The 20,032-nt window shown below is 70.5% G+C and carries 18 protein-coding genes; 12 read left to right on the top strand and 6 right to left on the bottom strand.

The features are described 5' to 3' along the window. Positions 1-147: 147 nt before the first annotated feature. Entirely contained in the window at positions 148-1,074 is a 927-nt protein-coding gene (locus ACWCP0_RS12620; RefSeq protein ID WP_451078812.1) for an RNA polymerase sigma factor SigF, read from the bottom strand. A 240-nt stretch (positions 1,075-1,314) separates the two neighbouring features. Here ACWCP0_RS12620 and ACWCP0_RS12615 point away from each other — a divergent pair, with 240 nt between their 5' ends. From ACWCP0_RS12615 to ACWCP0_RS12590, 6 genes are all read left to right on the top strand, one after another. Further along, positions 1,315-1,683: an STAS domain-containing protein gene (locus ACWCP0_RS12615; RefSeq protein ID WP_451078811.1), complete on the top strand. Its 369-nt coding sequence runs from the start codon at positions 1,315-1,317 to the stop codon at positions 1,681-1,683. Positions 1,684-1,814: 131 nt separating this feature from the next. Then, positions 1,815-2,324 carry an ATP-binding protein gene (locus ACWCP0_RS12610; RefSeq protein ID WP_451078810.1) on the top strand — a complete coding sequence of 170 codons (510 nt, stop codon included), beginning with the start codon at positions 1,815-1,817 and terminating at the stop codon, positions 2,322-2,324. A gap of 167 nt (positions 2,325-2,491) precedes the next feature. Further along, entirely contained in the window at positions 2,492-3,160 is a 669-nt protein-coding gene (locus ACWCP0_RS12605; protein ID WP_451078809.1) for a peptidase, read from the top strand. 13 nt (positions 3,161-3,173) lie between these two features. Then, a complete protein-coding gene (locus tag ACWCP0_RS12600; protein ID WP_451078808.1) occupies positions 3,174-4,154 on the top strand; it encodes a COG1470 family protein in 981 nt (326 codons plus the stop codon). 470 nt (positions 4,155-4,624) lie between these two features. Beyond that, positions 4,625-5,641 (top strand): neocarzinostatin apoprotein domain-containing protein, encoded by a 1,017-nt coding sequence (locus tag ACWCP0_RS12595; RefSeq protein ID WP_451078807.1) that lies wholly within the window; start codon positions 4,625-4,627, stop codon positions 5,639-5,641. Between the two features lie 14 nt (positions 5,642-5,655). Further along, positions 5,656-7,089 carry a hypothetical protein gene (locus tag ACWCP0_RS12590; RefSeq protein WP_451078981.1) on the top strand — a complete coding sequence of 478 codons (1,434 nt, stop codon included), beginning with the start codon at positions 5,656-5,658 and terminating at the stop codon, positions 7,087-7,089. 75 nt (positions 7,090-7,164) lie between these two features. On the opposite strand, the gene ACWCP0_RS12585 is transcribed toward ACWCP0_RS12590, so the two are convergent. After that, positions 7,165-8,685, bottom strand: coding sequence for a peptide MFS transporter (locus ACWCP0_RS12585; protein ID WP_451078806.1), 1,521 nt, complete (start codon positions 8,683-8,685; stop codon positions 7,165-7,167). 474 nt (positions 8,686-9,159) lie between these two features. Between ACWCP0_RS12585 and ACWCP0_RS12580 the strand changes: the two genes are divergently transcribed. Together ACWCP0_RS12580 and ACWCP0_RS12575 are read left to right on the top strand one after the other, a co-directional pair. Further along, the gene (locus ACWCP0_RS12580) at positions 9,160-9,837 is read left to right on the top strand and encodes a response regulator transcription factor (protein WP_451078805.1); all 678 of its coding nucleotides are present in this window, start codon (positions 9,160-9,162) and stop codon (positions 9,835-9,837) included. A 386-nt stretch (positions 9,838-10,223) separates the two neighbouring features. Continuing rightward, positions 10,224-11,501, top strand: coding sequence for an ATP-binding protein (locus ACWCP0_RS12575; RefSeq protein ID WP_451078804.1), 1,278 nt, complete (start codon positions 10,224-10,226; stop codon positions 11,499-11,501). Between the two features lie 155 nt (positions 11,502-11,656). Here ACWCP0_RS12575 and ACWCP0_RS12570 read toward each other — a convergent pair whose 3' ends face one another. Next, positions 11,657-12,166: a GtrA family protein gene (locus ACWCP0_RS12570; protein ID WP_351227793.1), complete on the bottom strand. Its 510-nt coding sequence runs from the start codon at positions 12,164-12,166 to the stop codon at positions 11,657-11,659. A 170-nt stretch (positions 12,167-12,336) separates the two neighbouring features. Between ACWCP0_RS12570 and ACWCP0_RS12565 the strand changes: the two genes are divergently transcribed. Genes ACWCP0_RS12565 through ACWCP0_RS12555 form a run of 3 tightly spaced genes read left to right on the top strand, consistent with a single transcriptional unit; the run spans position 12,337 to position 15,205 of the window. After that, complete coding sequence (locus tag ACWCP0_RS12565; RefSeq protein ID WP_451078803.1) at positions 12,337-13,476, top strand: 5-(carboxyamino)imidazole ribonucleotide synthase; 1,140 nt, start codon at positions 12,337-12,339, stop codon at positions 13,474-13,476. Next, on the top strand, positions 13,473-14,012 hold the full coding sequence (purE, locus tag ACWCP0_RS12560; RefSeq protein WP_451078802.1) for a 5-(carboxyamino)imidazole ribonucleotide mutase: 540 nt from the start codon (positions 13,473-13,475) through the stop codon (positions 14,010-14,012). The genes ACWCP0_RS12565 and purE overlap by 4 nt, the downstream gene beginning before the upstream one ends. 11 nt (positions 14,013-14,023) lie before the next feature. Then, positions 14,024-15,205, top strand: a complete 1,182-nt coding sequence (locus ACWCP0_RS12555; RefSeq protein ID WP_451078801.1) for a dipeptidase — start codon at positions 14,024-14,026, stop codon at positions 15,203-15,205. A 278-nt stretch (positions 15,206-15,483) separates the two neighbouring features. On the opposite strand, the gene ACWCP0_RS12550 is transcribed toward ACWCP0_RS12555, so the two are convergent. Then, positions 15,484-15,813, bottom strand: a complete 330-nt coding sequence (locus ACWCP0_RS12550) for a hypothetical protein (protein WP_451078800.1) — start codon at positions 15,811-15,813, stop codon at positions 15,484-15,486. Between the two features lie 110 nt (positions 15,814-15,923). Beyond that, complete coding sequence (locus ACWCP0_RS12545; protein WP_451078799.1) at positions 15,924-17,264, bottom strand: UDP-glucose dehydrogenase family protein; 1,341 nt, start codon at positions 17,262-17,264, stop codon at positions 15,924-15,926. 183 nt (positions 17,265-17,447) lie between these two features. Here ACWCP0_RS12545 and ACWCP0_RS12540 point away from each other — a divergent pair, with 183 nt between their 5' ends. Further along, the gene (locus tag ACWCP0_RS12540) at positions 17,448-18,605 is read left to right on the top strand and encodes an acyl-CoA dehydrogenase (RefSeq protein WP_351227963.1); all 1,158 of its coding nucleotides are present in this window, start codon (positions 17,448-17,450) and stop codon (positions 18,603-18,605) included. 175 nt (positions 18,606-18,780) lie between these two features. Here ACWCP0_RS12540 and ACWCP0_RS12535 read toward each other — a convergent pair whose 3' ends face one another. Then, positions 18,781-19,998, bottom strand: a complete 1,218-nt coding sequence (locus ACWCP0_RS12535) for an LCP family protein (RefSeq protein ID WP_451078798.1) — start codon at positions 19,996-19,998, stop codon at positions 18,781-18,783. Positions 19,999-20,032 lie beyond the last annotated feature (34 nt).

Raw genomic sequence — 20,032 nt, 5'->3', positions numbered from 1 at the left:
GCCTCCCCCATAGCCACACCGTCCCCCCAGAGCCCCGGCTCAATGTGGCCCATACCGGACCGCACCGTCAATAAGGCGGAAGGGCCCATCCCTTGACGGAATGGACCCTTCGCATGGCTTCGCGCGGGGGACGGCGGACCGCAGGAGTCACTCCTCGATCGTGAGGCCCTTTCGCAGTCTCCTCAGCGTGCGGGACAGCAGTCGCGACACATGCATCTGCGAGATGCCGAGTTCGTCCCCGATCTCCGACTGGGTCATGCCCGCGACGAAGCGGAGGGACAGGATCTTGCGGTCGCGCGACGGCAGCGAGGCGATGAGCGGCTTGAGGGACTCGATGTACTCGATGCCCTCGAGGCCGTGGTCCTCGTAGCCGATGCGATCCGCGAGGGCGCCCTCGGTCTCGTCCTCCTCCGGCTGGGCGTCCAGCGAACTCGCGGTGTACGCGTTGCTCGCCGCCATGCCCTCGACGACCTCGTCGTTGCTGATGCCCAGCCGCTCGGCGAGCTCCCCGACCGTGGGTGCCCGGTCGAGCTGCTGGGCCAGTTCGTCACCGGCCTTCGCAAGGTCGAGGCGGAGCTCCTGCAGCCGCCGTGGGACGCGCACGGACCACGAGGTGTCGCGGAAGAAGCGCTTGATCTCGCCGACTATGGTCGGCATCGCGAAGGTCGGGAACTCGACGCCCCGGCTGAGCTCGAAGCGGTCGATCGCCTTGATGAGGCCGATCGTGCCGACCTGGATGATGTCCTCCATCGGCTCGCTGCGCGAGCGGAACCGCGAAGCGGCGAACTTGACGAGGGCCAGGTTGAGTTCGACGAGGGTGTTGCGGACGTACGCGTACTCGTGGGTGCCTTCCTCGAGGACGTCGAGGCGGGCGAAGAGCGTCTTCGACAGGGCCCGCGCGTCGACCGGTCCGACTTCGTCGAAGGGCGGGATCGCGGGGAGTTCGAGATCTTCGAGGTGTTCGGCGTGCGTGTACTGCTCGCTGTGCGCGAGCGTGGTGGGTTCTTCGAACTGGCGCTTCGGGCGTTTCGACGGCGCGTGGGGGGTACGCGTTTCGTCGAGCCGGGGTGACATGGGTGTCCTCCATCGTTGTCGGCATAAGGCTGCCGGTGCCGTACGTGTCGCTGCGGTGTGCGGCGCCTCCAAAGCCGGCCGTCTTGGTGGTGTCCCTACTAGCCCTACCCGCTTCTGACCGAAGGTTGCAAGTGTCAAATGTCATATATGCCCGTTTTTTGGGGGAGTTCGACTACCGATGGGCCGTAGAGAAGGCGTAATGTTCTCCGAACGTCAACGGCATCGGCGAAGAGGACGTTCATGGACCGCGGGACGGTCGGTAGCGCGAATCGGGGTCGGCTTCGGGTCGAAGTTCGCACCGAGGGCCACAGTGAGGTCGTGACACCGGCGGGTGAGCTCGATCACCACACGGCCGACCTGTTGCGTGCGCCACTCGGCGAGGCGCTGGACCAGGGCCGCACACGCTTGGTGGTGGACTGCTCACACCTCGAGTTCTGCGACTCCACCGGACTCAATGTGCTCCTCGGGGCCCGGCTCAGGGCCGAGGCGGCCGGAGGAGGCGTCCATCTGGCCGGGATGCTGCCCGTGGTGGCCAGGGTCTTCGAGATCACCGGTGCCGAGGCGGTCTTCACCGTCCATGACTCGCTCGGAGCGGCACTGGCCGACTGATCACCGCCCGGGCCGCATGACGGGTGTTGTCTCGATGCGGCCGGGCAGAAGACCCCCGCGGACTGTGCAGGTTCCTGCACTCTGTGTACTGAAACCATCGCGAACCGGTGAATCGGTGAGGTGAAGCGCTGATGAGCACCACCCGGCAGCATCCGCCGGGCGACCGCGGCCCCGAGCCGGACTGCGCGGGCCCGGAGCCGTCCGCCGTCGAGGCCATGTCCTCCGGTCCCGGCGACCGTGTGCGTGCCCTCTCCCTGGGCAGTGCCAGCGGCATCGTTCCGCTCGCGCGCGACTTCACCCGGCAGGCCCTGTACGACTGGGGCTGGCTGCCTGCCGCGTCCGCCGACCGCAGAGCCGCCGCCGAGGACGTCCTGCTCGTCGTGTCGGAGCTGGTCACCAATGCCTGCCTGCATGCGGAGGGCCCTGAGGAGCTGCGGGTCTCCAGCGACACCAAGGTGCTGCGCCTGGAGGTCTCCGACCGCGGCACCGGCCAGCCTGCGCCGCGCACCCCGCACCGGGCGGGCCGGCCCGGTGGGCACGGGATGTTCATCGTCCAGCGGCTCTGTCTGGACTGGGGCGTGCTGCGTAACCCGGGGCTTCCCGGCAAGACGGTGTGGGCGGAGCTGGCTGCCCCCTCGTAGCGGCCGGAACGCCGCGGTTCGAACCCGTATTTGAAGCTGTTGTGGAGCACGGCGATCCGCCGTGCTCTTTGTCTTCCCTCCATCAGGGCCCAGGCGTACCTTGAGCGCCCAATCTGATGTGTCGTCAGTAACGTGTGGGCGACTTCCCGGCATGAGGGGAACTCGAGGTGTCGTACCAGAAGCGGACAGCTCTCACGCTGGCAGCGGCGGTGGCGGGCTCGGTGGTGCTGATGGCCGCCCCCGTCGCCCATGCCGTGGTCGTGGACGTGGACTACCAGTGTCAGACGCCGATCGGGCCGAAGGGCGCCGTGTCGCCGATCGACATCAAGGCCGTCAAGAGCGGCTCCGGCTATCAGCTCACGATGTCGTTCCAGAAGGGCGTCTCGTCCAGCCCGGTCGAGCTCGGCAAGGGCGCGATGAACCCGAGCGCGCTGATCGAACTCGGAGGCGCGGACAGCGGGACGCTGAAGGTGTCCGGGCCTCCGAACCCCGAGGCGGTGCCCGCCAACACCCCCATCAAGATCAGTGACCTGACGGGTACGTACACCCCGAAGAAGACCGGCAAGGTCACCTTCACCGCCGGGGTGCTGACCATCAAGGCGCTCGGTACGACCACCACGTGCACGCCCAAGAACGACCCGAAGCCGTCGCTCGAACTCGATGTCCGGGCAGCGGGCGGCGGCGGTGCGCAGTCGGCATCGGGCTCGGGCGAGCTGCCCAGGACCGGTCCGCTCGACTCGGCGCCGGCGCTCGGCACGCTCGGCGGCACGGTGCTGCTCTCCGGAGCGGCGGGAGTTCTGTGGCTGACGCGCCGCGGTGCGCGGTCCGCGAGCTGACCGCGGGGGAGCCGTGATCACTGCTGTTGCCGCCGCAGCCGCCGCTGCCGCTCTGCTGAGTGTGGTGTCCGCGACCGCACCCGCGACCGCACCCGCGACCGCACCCGCGACCGCACCCGCGACCGCACCCGCGACCGCAGCTGTGCGCGCGCCCGCCGCGCCGGGCGCCGAGCCGGGCTGGACGGCGGAGCCCGCGGCGGGCAGCAGACCGTACGTCTATCTGGAGGGCGCCCCCGGCACGGTGATGGAGGACAGGCTGTCGGTGACGAACCGCGGCACCGAGCCGCTGACCGTGCGGCTGCGCGGGGCCGGGGCCCACAACACGAAGAACGGCGAGTTCGCGGTGCGCACCTCCCGTGCGGGCACCGGTAGTTGGATCACCCTCGCCTCGGAGCGGGTGACCGTGCCCCCGCGCACTCGCGCCGATGTGCCCTTCGCCGTCACCGTTCCGGCGTCCGCGACGCCCGGCGACCACCCTGCCGCGATCGTCGCGACGGCCGGCGGCCGCGAGGTGGGCGTACGCCTCCATCTCCGCGTCAGCGGCCCCACGCTCGCCGCGCTCACCGTCGAGGACGTCCGCGTGGAGGGTAAGCGGATCCACTACGCCCTGGTCAACCGGGGCAATACGGTCCTCGCCCCACGCCTCGCCCTCCGCGCCGACGGCCTCACCGGCGAACTTCTCGCACGCCCGGCCCGCCCGCTGCCCATCGAGCTCCTTCCCGGCCGACGGGTCGAACTGACCGAACCCTGGCCCGATCATCCTGTCCTCGACTCCGTCGACATCACCCTCCGGGTCACCGCATCGGGCGGCGCGCACGGCGAGGCCACGGCCTCCGCGGTGTACGTCCCGTGGGCCGCGGTCATGGGCGGCGCGCTCGCCCTCGGTGCGGCGGCCGGGGCGGTGGCGCTGTGGCGCGCGCGCCGCCGTGAGGACGAGGCTCTTGAACAGACCGACACCGAACGGCACTTGGCAGAGGCGGGAGTCCAACCGTGAACGGCGGCACGCGCATCCGGCCCGTCCGGCCCGCCCGGGCGTGGTCCCGCCTGAGGCGGGCACTTCCCCGGCGCGCCCCATCCCGGACCGGGGCTTCGCCCCAGACCTCGAAAGGGGGCTCCGCGGCCATGGAGCCCGTACGGCGTTCGAGGACGGACATCGGGGCAGGCGGGACGGTGCCGGTTCGATATGAGCCGACGCGGGCGGGCGGGACGGTGCCGGTTCGATATGAGCCGACGCGGGCGGGCGGGACGGTGCCGGTTCGATATGAGCCGACGCGGGCGGGCGGGACGGCGCCGGTTCGATCCGAGCCCGTCCGGCGTTCGAGGACGGACACGCGGGTCCACCCGACGGTTCCGGGCGCCGCCCGGGGGCCCGGGTGCTTGCCCCCGGTTCGGAAAGGGGCGGGACGGGGAGAGGGCCCCCCGCAGGCGCCACGGCCCCCCGCACCCGCGCGCCGCGCACTCGCGGTGCTGCTCACCGCGCTCCTCGCCGCCGCGCTCGCCCTCACCGCAGCCGCCCCCGCCGCCCGCGCCGCCGACGGCGAACCGGCCGTCGGCCTTTCCCAGAAGCAGGCGGGCAAGGGCGGCGACATCACCGTCACCGGCACCGGCTGGCGTCCCGGCGCCCTGCTGATGATGCTGATCTGCGGCCAGTCCTCGCCCGAGCGAGGCGTGATCGGCGGCACCAACTCCTGCGCCAACGCCGACGGCCGCGCCGTCACCACCGACGCCAAGGGCACCTTCAGCAAGAAGATGCCGGTCGCGGAGCCCCCCGAGCCCTGCCCCTGCGTCGTGCACGTGGCCACCGTCACCGGGGAACAGGCCGCCGTGGACGCGCCGTTCACCGTGGCCGGCCACCCCACCGCCCCGCTTCCGCAGCCCACCGCCGGCGGAAGGCTCGCCGTGCTCGCGACCGTCGAGCTGCGCGGGTCGAGCGGGCTGCTCGTGTGGTTCGGCGCCCCGCCGAGCCGCGAGCTCGTCTTCACCGTCGGCAATCTCGGCTCGGCCCCGGTCGAGAACCCCGTCTTCCAGGTCGGCACCGCGCACGGCGTGTTCGCCCCGCAGTGGGAGGAGCGACAGTGGCGCGGCACGATCGACCCGGGGAAGAAGGCCCAGGTCAGGCTGCCCGTCCAGCTGTCGGCGGGCGCGCACGGCAACTACCAGGTCTCCGTGAAGTACGGATCGAAGGTACTCGCCGAGCAGCCCTGGGGGGTCGGCCGGCCGTGGGGCGTGACGCTCTTCTGGCTGCTGCTGGCCGTCGTCGTACCGACCGCGCTGTTCCGGATCGGAATGGCGGTCGTGGACCGCGTACGGCCGCACCGCGGCGGTGGCGGCCGCCACCGGAACGCGCCGGTCGGCACTTCGGCCCACGTACCGGCCAGGGGCGCCGGCCGGACCGTACCCACCACCACGGTCGACCTGCCGTGGTTCACCCCGGACTCCGCACCGTCAGAGAACCGACCCACAACGAAGGGACACACGTGAGCACGCAACGGAGGATGAGCGCGGCGGGGGTCGCGCTGATGCTCTGCGGCGCGGGGATCCTGCTGACCGCGGGACCGGCCCACGCCGCCGAGGTGTCGTACAGGACGGAGTGCATTCCCCCGGCGATCTCCGGCCTGCCGCCCGTCCAGGGCACCACCAAGGTCCAGATCACCGCACCCGCCGAGGCGAAGGTCGGCGACGAGATCGAGGTCGTCTGGAAGACCGTCGAGGCCGCGTCCAAGAACCCCGACGTGCTGGACCTGGAGAAGGACACGGTCAAGCCGACCGGCACGGTCAAGGTCGCCGGGTCACAGACCGCCGACCTGGCGGTGGAGGGCCCGCGGCAGAACCCGCCGATCCCCAAGAACAGCCCGATGGTGCTGCCCGACATGAAGGGCAAGCTGACACTGACGGCGCCGGGTGAGATCACGCTGACACCGGACAAGTACAACATCAACGTCTCCAAACCGATCTCGACGGACACGAAGTGCTCGCCGAAGGAGACGGTGCAGCCGGCTGCGACGATCAAGGTGACGGAGGGCGGGGGCGGCACGACGGGCGGCACGACCGGCGGTCTGCCGACGACGGGCGGTACGACGGGTGGTCTGCCCACCACGGGCGGTACGACGGGTGGTCTGCCCACCACGGGCGGCCTGATCACGGGCGGCGGCACCTCGGGCGGCAGCGACTCCGGCGGATCGACGGCGGGAGGTACGACCAGCTCCGGCGGCAGCGACTCCGGCGGTACGACCTCGGGCGGCACCACCTCCGGGGGCAGCACGTCGGGCGGGAGCACCGGCGGCGGTGGCGGCCAGACCGACTTCGAGGGCAAGGAGGTCCAGGTCGCCTACTCCTGCAAGACCCCGATCGGCGACAAGGACGCGGTCTCCCCGGTCAGGATCAACGCCAAGAAGAACGGCGGGGACTTCGACCTCACCGTGAAGTTCTCCAAGTCGGTCATGGACAGCCCGGCCGACATCCCGGCCGACTCCGTCAAGCCGTCCATGGAGGTCGAGCTCGGTGGCGCCGACACGGGCTTCGTCCACGTCGAAGGCCCCACGAACCAGGAGCCCATCAAGGCCGGCGACCCGATCGAGATCCCCGACCTGACAGGTACGTACAAGCCGGGCGCCAGCGGAAAGTCGACGCTCAGCCCGGGTGTCCTCACGGTCATGGCCCTCGGTACGACGACGACCTGCACCCCGCCCGCAGACGTCGAGGTCTCCCTGGAGCTCGACACCTCGGCCCAGCCGGGCGGCGCATCGGGCGGCTCAGCCTCCGGTTCGGCGGGCGGCGGCGACGCCTCGGGCGGCGGCCTCGCCGACACCGGCGCGGAGGACGGCGAAGCCCTCCACGCCCTCGCCCTCGCGGCGGGCACGGTGATCCTGCTGGGCGGCGCGGTGTTCACGTTCACGCCGTGGCGCAGGCTGCGGGGCACACTGCGCTGACAACGGCGAAGGGCCGCCGCACCACACGGGTGCGGCGGCCCTTCGTACGCGGAGCGCGTGCGCGAACGGACTGCGTCAGTGGACGTTGCCCATGAGCGCCTGGACCTTCTTGCGGTACATCCAGATCGCCACACCCGCGACCACGGCGAGCGCGGCCTGGAGGGCGATGATGCCCTGACCGTTCAGGTCGACACCGGCGAGCGCGAGCAGGCCCGTGGTGCAGTCGCCCGCGGTCACGGCCAGGAACCACACGCCCAGCATCTGGCTGGAGTACTTCTGCGGGGCCATCTTCGTCGTCACCGACAGACCCACCGGTGACAGGCACAGCTCGGCGATCGTCTGGATCATGTAGATCGAGACCAGCCACATCGGACTGACCTTGGTGCCGTCGCCCGCCATGCCCATCGGCACGATGAAGACGAAGAACGATGCGCCGACGAGAACCAGGGCCATCGCGAACTTCACGATGGTGTTGGGCTCCTTGTTGCGGCGCGCGAGCGCCAGCCACATCCAGGCGAAGACCGGGGCCAGCGCCATGATGAACAGCGGGTTGAGCGACTGGAACCACGTGGCCGGGAAGCCAAGGCCGAACAGCGTGTCGGCGGTCTTGTCGTCGGCGAAGAGCGACAGGGTCGAACCACCCTGGTCGTAGATCATCCAGAAGACGGCGGCGGCGACGAAGAACCAGATGTAGCCGGAGACCTTGGACTGCTCGACCTTGTCCAGGTCCTTGTCGCGCTTGATGCGGACCAGCACGGCGACCGGGATGATCAGACCGGCGAGCGTGATCGGGACCAGTGCCCAGTTCAGGGTGTACACGCCGGCGGCGACGACGATGCCGTAGAAGGCGGCGACGAGCGCTGTGCCGATGCCGAGCTTCGTGAGGATGGTCCTGCGCTCCTGCGCGGTGAGCGGGTTCGGGACGACGCTGCTCTTCGGGCTCAGGCTGCGGGTGCCGATCAGGAACTGGGCCAGACCCAGCGCCATGCCGACCGCGGCGAGCAGGAAGCCGAGGTGCCAGTTGTGCTTCTCGCCGACGGTGCCGATGATCAGCGGCGCGGCGAAGGCACCGAGGTTGATGCCGATGTAGAAGATCGTGAAGCCACCGTCACGGCGCGGGTCGTCGGGACCGTCGTAGAGGTGGCCCACCATCGTGGAGATGTTGGCCTTCAGCAGACCCGAGCCGACCGCGACGAGCGCGAGACCGACGAAGAACATCGCCTGGCCGGGGACGGCGAGCGAGACGTGGCCCGCCATGATGACGAAGCCCGCGATGGCGACGGTCTTGCGAGCACCCCAGACGCGGTCACCGAACCAGCCGCCCGGCATGGCCATGAGGTAGACCATCGAGACGTAGACGGAGTAGATGGCCGTGGCCGTGACCGCGGTCATCGCGAGCCCGCCGCCCTGGCTGCCCGTCGCGGCGTCGGCGCCGCCGGAGACCAGGTACAGAACGAGAAGGGCCCGCATGCCGTAGTAGGAGAAGCGCTCCCACATCTCGGTCATGAAGAGGGTGGCCAGGCCGCGGGGGTGGCCGAAGAAGGTCTTCTCGCCGGAGGGGGCCCCGGCGGAGTCCTTCGTCAGGCTGGACGCCATGTCGATCCTTGCTGCTCGGGACGCGTCCGCTTCGTTGAACGGAAGTTCGCGCCCGGTGGGGGCGGCCGGCACCGGCAAGGGAGGTCCCGCCCCACGCCCGAGGGGCCCGTCCTTCGTTGGCGTACGAAGACGAGGGACACGTCCGTACCGGGATCCACGCCCCGCGCGCAGCGTTGCGTTGCGCGTGAGGCCCGGCCCACAGGTCATTCACTGTCCCGGGACCGGTGCTGACCGGACCCGCGCAGAAAAGAGACCTTTGGCGCGAAGCAGCCAAAGGTCCCCGGGTGGTGCTACAGGCGTCTAGTCACCATACGGCAGGACAGTGGGGGATATGGAAGGTCTTGAGACGAGGATCACAGGCAATCGTGGAACCGCCTGCCCCGAATCGAAGGTCACCAACAGGATCTCATCCCACAGCCGCAGGCCTGGCCGATCGCCCTCCGAGGCGTCCCTTTCGCGGACTACCATCAGCCCATGACCCGTGTACTGCTCGCCGAGGACGACGCATCCATCTCCGAGCCACTGGCCCGTGCCCTGCGCCGGGAGGGTTATGAGGTCGAGGTCCGCGAGGACGGTCCCACCGCCCTCGATGCGGGGCTCAAGGGCGGGGTCGACCTGGTCGTGCTGGACCTCGGGCTGCCCGGCATGGACGGCCTCGAAGTGGCGCGCCGCCTCCGTGCCGACGGGCACACGGTGCCGATCCTGGTGCTGACCGCCCGCGCCGACGAGGTGGACACGGTGGTCGGCCTGGACGCCGGCGCCGACGACTACGTCACCAAGCCCTTCCGGCTCGCGGAGCTGCTCGCCCGGGTCCGCGCGCTGCTCCGCCGCGGCGCCACGGAGGCGGCCGTCGCACCCGCGACGCACGGCGTGCGGATCGACGTCGAGTCGCACCGCGCGTGGATGGGCGACGAGGAGCTTCAGCTCACGGCCAAGGAGTTCGACCTGCTCCGGGTCCTGGTGCGGGACGCGGGCCGGGTCGTGACCCGGGATCAGCTGATGCGCGAGGTCTGGGACACCACGTGGTGGTCGTCCACGAAGACCCTCGACATGCACATCTCCTGGCTGCGCAAGAAGCTCGGTGACGACGCGGCGAACCCCCGCTACATCGCGACGGTCCGCGGCGTCGGCTTCCGCTTCGAGAAGAGCTGACGCCTCCCCGGGCCGGTCCTGCAGGTGCGCCTCGTCTCGGTGCCCGGGCCCGGCTCCGGCCCGCGTTTCCGCCTCGTCTCGGCGGCGGCCCGATCCGGCCTGCGTGTTCGTGCTGTCCCGGCGCCCCAGGTCCGGCCCGCACTCCGCCCTGTCCCGGCGCGGCGCCCCCGGTTCGGACCGCATGTCCGGCCCGTCCGTCCTTCCAGGACGGACACACGGGCCGCCGTGACGGTCCGGAGCGCGCTTCAAGCCCGTCCGTCCTTCGAGGACGGACATCCTTGCTGCCCGCGCGGGCCCGGTCCGTACGCCTCGGTACCGGGGAGACCGAAGCCCCGCCCCGTACGCTCGAAGGCATCGTCATCGCGTAACCCCGCCCGGAGGGCCCCGTGCGCCGCCGCCTCATCAGTTCCACGCTCGCCGTGGTGCTCGTCGTCATCGCCGTGTTCGGTGTCTCCCTCGTCATCGTCGAGACGCGCACCATCAGCAACAGCGCCCAGGAGAGCGTGGACTCCGAGGCGCTGCGCCTGGTGAGCGTCGTCGAGTCCAGGGTCCTGGAGCGGGAGCCCATCGACACGGACGCGCTCGCCGAGCAGATGGGGCCCGAGCGGTACGCCCTGATCCGCATCCCCGGGACCGCCCCGATCGAGATCGGCGAGCAGCCCTCGGGCAGCGTGATCCGCGCCACCGTCCCCGGGGAGCATGGCGAGAGCGTCACCGTCGAGGAGTCCCGCTCCACGGTCACCCGCGAGGTCGGTCGCACGTTGATGATCATCGGCGCGGTGGCGCTGCTCGCCGTCGTCGCCGCGGTTCTCCTCGCCCTGCGGCAGGCGAACAGGCTCGCCTCACCCCTCACCGACCTCGCGGAGACCGCCGAGCGCCTCGGCTCGGGCGATCCCCGCCCGCGCCACCGGCGGTACGGCGTTCCGGAGCTCGACCGGGTCGCGGACGTCCTGGACTCCAGCGCGGAGCGGATCGCGCGGATGCTCACCGCCGAGCGCCGGCTCGCGGCCGACGCCTCGCATCAGCTCCGTACGCCCCTGACCGCGCTCTCCATGCGGCTGGAGGAGATCTCCACCACCGACGACCCGGAGACGGTGAAGGAGGAGGCGATCGTCGCGCTCACCCAGGTGGAGCGGCTCACCGACGTCGTCGAGCGGCTGCTCACGAATGCACGCGACCCCCGCACCGGCTCCGCCGTCGCCTTCGACGTCGACGAGGTCGTCAAGCAGCAGATCGAGGAGTGGCGCCCCGCCTACCGCAGCGCCGGCCGCGCCGTCGTCTGCTCCGGCAAGCAGGGCATGCGGGCCGTGGGCACGCCGGGTGCCGTGGCCCAGGTGCTGGCCGCGCTGATCGAGAACTCGCTGATGCACGGCGGTGGCACGGTCGCCCTGCGCACGCGCGTCACCGGCAACCAGGCGGTCATCGAGGTGACCGACGAGGGGCCCGGCGTACCGGCAGATCTCGGCGCGCGGATCTTCGAGCGGACGATCAGCGGCCGGAACTCGACGGGCATCGGGCTGGCCGTCGCCCGAGATCTGGCGGAGGCCGATGGGGGCCGGCTGGAACTCCTCCAGCAGCAGCCGCCCGTGTTCGCGCTGTTCCTGAGCCGGGAGGCGCGCCGCCCCAAGGACCGCCCGAGGGAGCACGAGCGCCCGATTCGCTGACGTGACGTACATCACGGCGTGATGTCACGGGTGGGCGGGCCGGGCCCGGAGTGTTCCCCTGGAGCTTCCTGGAGCTTCCTGGAGCTTCCCGGAGCTTCCCGGAGCTTCCCGGAGCTTCCCGGAGCTTCCACGAGCTTCCCGGAGCTCCGCAGCGCTCAGCTGCCGACCCGGTCCGGCTGCTCCGCGCGCCGCTGCTCCAGGAACGACTCCGCCGTCTGTACGGCCTCGCGCGCGGGCAGCGCCCGGAACACCCAGGTGCGGTAGGACCAGAAGCGGAACAGCGTCGCGACGCCGATCCCGAAGAACTTGAAGAAGTTGCTCTGCAGTGGGCTGTCCCAGTCGAAGCCGTACGTCGCTGTGTACAGCACACCGTTCTCGATGACCGCTCCGGCCGCGCTGAACAGCAGGAACAGCGTCAGCTCCTTCGTACGGCCGCTCTTGTCTCGGTCCCGATACGTGAAGTAGCGGAAGCCCACATAGTTGAAGAGGATTGCGATGAAGGTCGCCAGGAGACTCGCACGCACCACCGGGATCTCGGTGGTGTGCCGCACCAGGTTGAACACCGCCATATTGACGAGCAGACCCATGGCACCGACAGCGCCGAACTTCGCGACCTCGCGCGCGAGCCGGTTCAGTCGCACACGCAGTGCGCCCCGTTCGCTCATGGTGATCGCTTGCCCCGTCCGTTCGGCGTCGTTCGGCAACCTCGAAACGTCAACCAGACCACTCTAACCAGCACCCCCGTGAGTTGCCTGTGGACAATCGCAAAGGTGTGGCACAGCTGTCACATCGCCCAGATTCCTGAGCGGTCCGGCTCGGCGGATACCCTGAGAGAGTGACGTTCCCGGTAGTCGGCATGGTCGGCGGCGGTCAGCTCGCCCGTATGACCCACGAGGCGGGCATCCCCCTCGGCATCAGATTCAAGCTCCTCAGCGACACCCCCCAGGACTCGGCGGCCCAGGTGGTCAGCGAGGTCGTCATCGGCGACTATCGCGACCTGGACACGCTGCGTGATTTCGCGCGCGGCTGCGATGTGATCACCTTCGATCACGAGCATGTGCCGAGCGAGCACCTGGCTGCCCTGGAGGCGGACGGCGTCGTCATCCGCCCGGGGCGCGACGCGCTCGTGCACGCCCAGGACAAGGGGGTGATGCGCGCGAAGCTCGACGAGATCGGCGCGCCCTCGCCCCGGCACCGCATCGTCGCCGACCCGGCGGACGTCGCGGCCTTCGCGGCCGAGGTCGGCGGGTATCCCGTGATCCTCAAGACCGTGCGCGGCGGCTACGACGGCAAGGGCGTCTGGTTCGTACGAAGCGACAAGGACGCCGAGGAGCCGTTCCGCGCCGGTGTCCCGGTCCTCGCCGAGGAGAAGGTCGACTTCCGTCGCGAGCTCGCGGCGAACATCGTCCGCTCGCCGCACGGCCAGGCCGTCGCGTACCCCGTCGTGGAGTCACGGCAGGTCGACGGCGTCTGCGACACCGTGATCGCCCCGGCTCCGGACCTCGACGAGGAGCTGGCCGGCCAGGCCCAGCAGCTCGCCCTGCGCATCGCCAAGGAGCTCGGCGTCGTCGGGCACCTCGCGGTCGAGCTGTTCGAGACGGCCGACGGGCGCATCCTCGTCAACGAGCTGGCCATGCGGCCCCACAACTCCGGCCACTGGACCCAGGACGGCGCGGTCACCTCCCAGTTCGCCAACCACGTCCGGGCCGTGCTGGACCTGCCGCTCGGTGACCCCCGCCCCCGCGCCAAGTGGACCGTGATGTGCAATGTCCTGGGCGGCGACTATCCGGATATGTATGGCGCGTACCTCCACTGCATGGCCCGGGATCCGCAGCTCAAGATCCACATGTATGGCAAGGACGTGAAGCCCGGCCGCAAGGTGGGCCACGTCAACACTTACGGCGACGATCTCGACGACGTGCTGGAGCGCGCGCGTCACGCAGCCGACTACCTCAGAGGAACGATCACCGAATGACCTCCCCTCTCGATTCGGGCCCTCGCATCGGCATCGTCATGGGCTCGGACTCCGACTGGCCCGTCATGGAGGCCGCGGCCCAGGCGCTCGATGAGTTCGAGATCCCGTACGAGGTCGATGTCGTCTCCGCCCACCGCATGCCGCGCGAGATGATCGCGTACGGCGAGGAGGCCGAGGGCCGCGGACTGAGGGCGATCATCGCGGGCGCGGGCGGCGCCGCCCACCTCCCGGGGATGCTCGCCTCGGTCACCCCGCTGCCGGTCATCGGCGTTCCGGTCCCGCTGAAGTACCTCGACGGCATGGACTCGCTGCTCTCCATCGTCCAGATGCCGGCGGGCGTGCCCGTGGCGACGGTCTCGGTCGGCGGTGCGCGCAACGCGGGCCTGCTCGCGGCCCGCATCCTGGCGACTCAGGACCCCGACCTGATGAACCGGATGCGGGAGTTCCAGCAGGAGCTGAACGACCAGGCCACGGAGAAGGGCAAGCGGCTCCGTACGAAGGTCGAGGGCGCGGCGGCCTTCGGCTTCGGGAAGTAGGGCGGCCACCGGTGGACTTCCTCGCTGAGGCCCGTTCCCTGCTCGCATCCCACCCCGTCGTCGACGGCCACAACGATCTTCCGTGGGCCCTGCGCGAGCAGGTCCGCTACGACCTGGACCGTCTCGACATCGCCGGCGACCAGACCGGCAGCCTCCACACCGACATCCCGCGGCTGCGGGCGGGCGGGGTCGGCGCGCAGTTCTGGTCCGTGTACGTCCGCAGCGACTACGCCGGTGACGAGGCCGTCAGCGCCACGCTGGAGCAGATCGACGCCGTCGCCCAGCTCCTCGCCCGCTACCCGGCGGACCTGGCGCGCGCCCTGACCGCGGACGACATGGAGGCGGCGCGCAAGGAGGGCCGCATCGCCTCGCTCATGGGCGCGGAGGGCGGCCACTCCATCAACAACTCGCTCGCCACACTGCGGGCGCTGCACGCGCTGGGCGTCCGCTACATGACGCTCACGCACAACGACAACAACGACTGGGCGGACTCGGCGACCGACGAGCCGCGCGTGGGCGGTCTCTCGCCGTTCGGCCACGAGGTCGTCCGGGAGATGAACCGCACCGGCATGCTCGTCGACCTCTCGCACGTCGCCGCGACGACGATGCAGGACGCGCTGGACACGTCCGCGGCGCCGGTGATCTTCTCCCACTCGTCGGCGCGGGCGATCTGCGACCACCCGCGGAACATCCCGGACGACGTGCTGGAGCGGCTCCCGGCGAACGGGGGCGTGGCGATGGCCACGTTCGTGCCGAAGTTCATCCTGCCCGAGGCGGTGGCCTGGACCCTCGCCGCGGACGAGAACATGCGCGCCCACGGACTGCACCCCCTCGACACGACCGAGGCGGGCATGAAGGTCCAGCGGGCCTACGAGGCGGCGCACCCGCGCCCGATGGCCACGGCCGCGACGGTCGCGGACCACCTCGACCACATGCGCGAGGTCGCGGGCATCGATCACATCGGCATCGGCGGCGACTTCGACGGCACGGCCTTCACCCCGGCGGGCCTCGAGGACGTCGCGGGCTACCCGAACCTGATCGCGGAGCTCCTCCGCCGTGGCTGGTCGACGGCGGACCTGGCCAAGCTGACCTGGAAGAACGCGGTCCGTGTGCTGCGCGACGCGGAATCGGTGGCCGCCGGCCTCCAGTCGTCCCGCGCCCCGTCGAACGCGACACCGGCCTCCATGGCCTGACGCTGCGCCCCACCACCCCGTCCGCCGTCCGACGGGGTGGTGGGGGTGCATTCACGGCCCGTGCGGCCTCTGAGGCCGGTCGCGCGGGCCGCCGTGCCGGTTGCCGGTCGCATCGACAGCCCGTCCGACGTTTGGGGACGCGCGGGGTGCTGTCACGGGGTGCGGCACATCCACTCCGTCCGGCGCCTGAGGACGGCCATGTGGCTGTCGTGTTCGCAGCCCGTCCGGCGCCTGAGGACGGACACACCGCCCGCCCTGACGGCGCGGCGTCATTCGGGTCACTGCGGCCCGGGATCGGCCTCGGCCTCGGTCCCGGGCCCGGTCCCGGGACCCGCCCCGGGCCCGGCCGGGGACCGCGCATCGCGGCGCTCTACGAGGTGCTCGCCTACCTCCGGCCGTCCCCCGTGGTCCTGCTCAACCGGGCGGTGGAGGTCGGCATGGCCGACGGTCCGGCACGCGGCCTGGACCTCGTCGACGAGCTGACCGGGGAGCGCGCGCTCAGGAACTATCCGCAACTTCCGGCAGTGCGCGGAGAGTTGCTCGCCCGGCTGGGCCGTCCCGACCAGGCGCGCGCCGAGTTCGAACGCGCCGCCGAACTCACGCGCCATGCAGCCGAGCGCGGGCTCTTCCGTAAACGCGCGAACGGACTGAGTGAGCCGCCCGCATGGACGGGGCGGCGGTCGTACGGACGGGGCGGCGGCGGTACGGGAGCCGGGCGTCAGGCGCGGGGCCGCCCCATCGCCCGGTACGTCCACCCGGCCTCGCGCCACAACGTCGAGTCCAGCGCGTTCCGCCCGTCCAGCATGATGCGGCGGGTCGCCACCTCACCCAGCTCCGCCGGGTCCAGCTCGCGGAACTCGCGCCACTCGGTCAGGTGCAGCACCACATCGGCACCGCGCACCGCGTCAAGCGCGCTCTTCGCGTAGCCGAGCGTCGGGAAGACCTGGCGGGCGTTGTCCATGCCCTTCGGGTCGTAGACCGTGACCTGGCCGCCCTGGAGGTGGATCTGACCGGCGACGTTCAGCGCGGGCGAGTCGCGTACGTCGTCCGAGTCCGGCTTGAAGGTCGCGCCGAGCACCGCGACCCGCTTCCCGAGGAAGGAGTCACCGCCCACGGCCTCCCGTGCCAGCTCCACCATGTGCCCGCGGCGCCGCATGTTGATCGAGTCGACCTCGCGCAGGAACGTCAGCGCCTGGTCCGCGCCCAGCTCACCGGCGCGCGCCATGAACGCCCGGATGTCCTTCGGCAGACAGCCGCCGCCGAAGCCGATCCCGGCCCGCAGGAACTTCGCGCCGATCCGCTCGTCGTAGCCGATCGCCTCCGCCAGCTTCGCCACATCGCCACCCGCGGCCTCGCACACCTCGGCCATCGCGTTGATGAACGAGATCTTCGTCGCCAGGAAGGAGTTCGCGGAGGTCTTCACCAGCTCCGCCGTCGGGAAGTCCGTCACCACGAACGGCGACCCCTCCCCGACCGGCGTCGCGTACACCTCGCGCAGCACCTTCTCGGCGCGCTCGCTCGCCACACCCACCACGATCCGGTCCGGGTGCAGCGTGTCCTGGACGGCGAAGCCCTCGCGCAGGAACTCCGGGTTCCACGCCAGCTCCACGCCCTCCGGCGACCGCTCGGCGAGCATCCGGGCGAGCCGGTCCGCCGACCCGACGGGCACGGTCGACTTCCCGACGACAAGCGCCCCGCTCTTCACGCGCGGAGCGAGCGAGTCGAAGGCGGCGTCGACGTACGACATGTCGCACGCGTACTCGCCGTGCTTCTGCGGGGTGTTCACGCACACGAAGTGGACGTCGCCGGCGAACTCCTCGAGCTCGTCCCACGACGTCGTGAAGCGCAGCCGCCCGCTCGCACCGGCGATGCCCGCGACATGCTTCTCCAGCAGTTCCTCGAGCCCCGGCTCGTACATCGGGACCCGTCCGGCCGCCAGCATCTCGATCTTCGCGGGCACGACATCGAGCCCGAGGACGTCGAAGCCGAGCTCAGCCATGGCCGCTGCGTGCGTGGCGCCGAGGTATCCGGTGCCGATCACGGTGATCTTGAGGGCCATGCGGTGCTCCTGAGGGGGTACGAGGGGAGTGCCGGGCTGAGCATAGTCGGGTGGGGCCGCGGGCATTTTTCCGCTGTCAGCAAGCTCACGTATGCCCGTCCGGGGCAGCCCTCTAAAATTTGTGTTACTTAACGGTAGTTAGCGGCCGCTCAGGGGTGCGAGAGACCTTGGCGCCAAAGGGAGATTTGCACAGTGCCTGACTTCGACCTGTACCGCCCGTCCGAAGAGCACGACATGCTCCGTGAGACGGTCCGCTCGCTCGCCGAGGCGAAGATTGCGCCGTTCGCCGCGGCAGTCGACGAGGAGGCCCGCTTCCCGCAGGAGGCCCTCGACGCGCTGGTCGCCTCCGACCTGCACGCCGTGCACGTCCCCGAGGAGTACGGCGGCGCGGGCGCCGACGCCCTCGCGACCGTCATCGTCATCGAGGAGGTCGCCCGCGTCTGCGCCTCGTCCTCGCTGATCCCCGCCGTGAACAAGCTGGGCTCGCTCCCGGTGATCCTGTCCGGCTCCGAGGACCTGAAGAAGAAGTACCTGGGCCCGCTCGCCAAGGGCGACGCGATGTTCTCGTACTGCCTCTCCGAGCCCGACGCCGGCTCGGACGCCGCCGGAATGAAGACCAAGGCCGTACGTGACGGCGACTTCTGGGTCCTCAACGGTGTGAAGCGCTGGATCACCAACGCCGGTGTGTCCGAGTACTACACGGTGATGGCCGTCACCGACCCGGAGAAGCGCTCCAAGGGCATCAGCGCCTTCGTCGTCGAGAAGGGCGACGAGGGTGTCTCCTTCGGCGCCCCCGAGAAGAAGCTCGGCATCAAGGGTTCCCCGACCCGCGAGGTCTACCTCGACAACGTCCGCATCCCCGCCGACCGCATGATCGGCGCGGAGGGCACCGGCTTCGCCACCGCGATGAAGACCCTGGACCACACCCGGATCACCATCGCGGCCCAGGCCCTCGGCATCGCCCAGGGCGCCCTCGACTACGCCAAGGGCTACGTCCAGGAGCGCAAGCAGTTCGGCAAGCCCATCGCCGACTTCCAGGGCGTCCAGTTCATGCTCGCGGACATGGCCATGAAGCTCGAGGCCGCCCGCCAGCTCACCTACTCGGCCGCCGCCAAGTCCGAGCGCGTCGACGGCGACCTCACCTTCTTCGGCGCCGCGGCCAAGTGCTTCGCCTCCGACGTCGCCATGGAGGTCACCACGGACGCGGTCCAGCTGCTCGGTGGCTACGGGTACACCCGCGACTATCCGGTCGAGCGCATGATGCGCGACGCGAAGATCACCCAGATCTATGAAGGCACGAACCAGGTCCAGCGGATCGTGATGGCCCGCAACCTGCCGTAACGCGACTCATCTGCACGGCCACGGACGGCCCCCGGCGCGATGCCGGGGGCCGTCCGCGCGTGGCGGAAGGGGCCCGCATCCTGCATGACGAGGGGCCCGCACCCTGTACGCAGAGGGGAGGCCCGCACCCTGTGGTCGGTGCGGGCCCCTTCGCGTGCGTCGGGTTTCCGGGATGTCAGCGGTTGGACGTGACCGTGACCGGGTCGTCGTTCTTGATCTCCTGGACGAGCCGCTTGACCTTGTCCTTGTCCCAGACGAGGTTGCCGCCGCGGCTGCCCGAGATCGGGATGTTCATGGACTTGCCGTTGCCGCTGTTGATGCCCTTCATCGCGAAGAACATCTCACCCAGGTCGAACAGGGACATGTCCTTGTCGACGATGAGGGTGTCCAGGCCCGCGCCCAGCGTCGGGTACAGCTTGAACGGGTTGAGGATCGTGCCCGGGGTGGCCGCCTGGTTGGCGAGGGCCGCGAGGAACTTCTGCTGGTTCTTCGTACGGTCCAGGTCGCTGCCGGCGAAGGCGTAGCGGGTGCGGACGAAGGCGAGGGCCTGCTCGCCGTTGAGGGTCTGCTTGCCGGCCTGGAAGTCGGCGCCGGACTTCTTGTCCTTGAAGGCCTTCGGGATGTCCATCTCGACACCGCCGAGCGAGTCCACGATGTTCGCGAAGCCGGCGAAGCCGATCTCGGCGTAGTGGTCGATGCGCAGGCCGGTGTTGTACTCGACGGTCCGGACCAGCAGCTCCGGGCCGTCCTCCGCGTACGCCGCGTTGAGCTTGACGTGGCGGCCGGTGCCCTTGAAGGTCTTGCCGGACTCGGAGCCGACGAAGGTCGGTATCTCCACGTCCGAGTCGCGGGGGAGCGAGATCATCGTGTTCCCGCTGCCGCAGGCCGCGAGGATCATCATCGAGTCGGTCCGCTTGCCCTCGGCAGAGCCGGTGTGGAGCTTTTTCTTCTCCTCGGCGGTCATGCCCTCGCGGCTGTCGGAGCCGACGATCAGATACGTCGTGCAGTCGCCCTCTTCGGGCCGTTCTATGACCTTGGAGAGGTCGACCTCGCGGCGCATCTTGGAGTCGGCCCAGAAGTACGTGCCTATGGAGACGCCGAGCACGGTGACGAGGACGACGACCGTGCCGATCTTGAGGCGGCGGCCCCAGCTGGGCGCGGGGCGGCCGTAGTCGGGCGGCGCGTCGCCGTAGCCACCGCCGTGGCCGCCGCCACCGGAGGGGGCCCCGTAGACCTGGCCCGTGTTGTAGCCGCTGTCGTACGGGGGTGCGTAGTCGTCGTACCCCTGCGACGGCTGCTGCGGGACCGGTCGGCGCTGCACATGGCGCATGGCGCGAGCGCCCTCGGGCTCGCCGTAGCTGCCGCGTCCGTATCCATCGGGCCAATCATTCATGCGGAACAGTGTGCAGGCCGGGGTCCGGGCGCTG

Source organism: Streptomyces sp. NPDC001970 (assembly GCF_053594115.1).
Note: the sequence above shows the minus strand (reverse complement) of the source record. Positions and strands in the feature narration are given on the sequence as shown.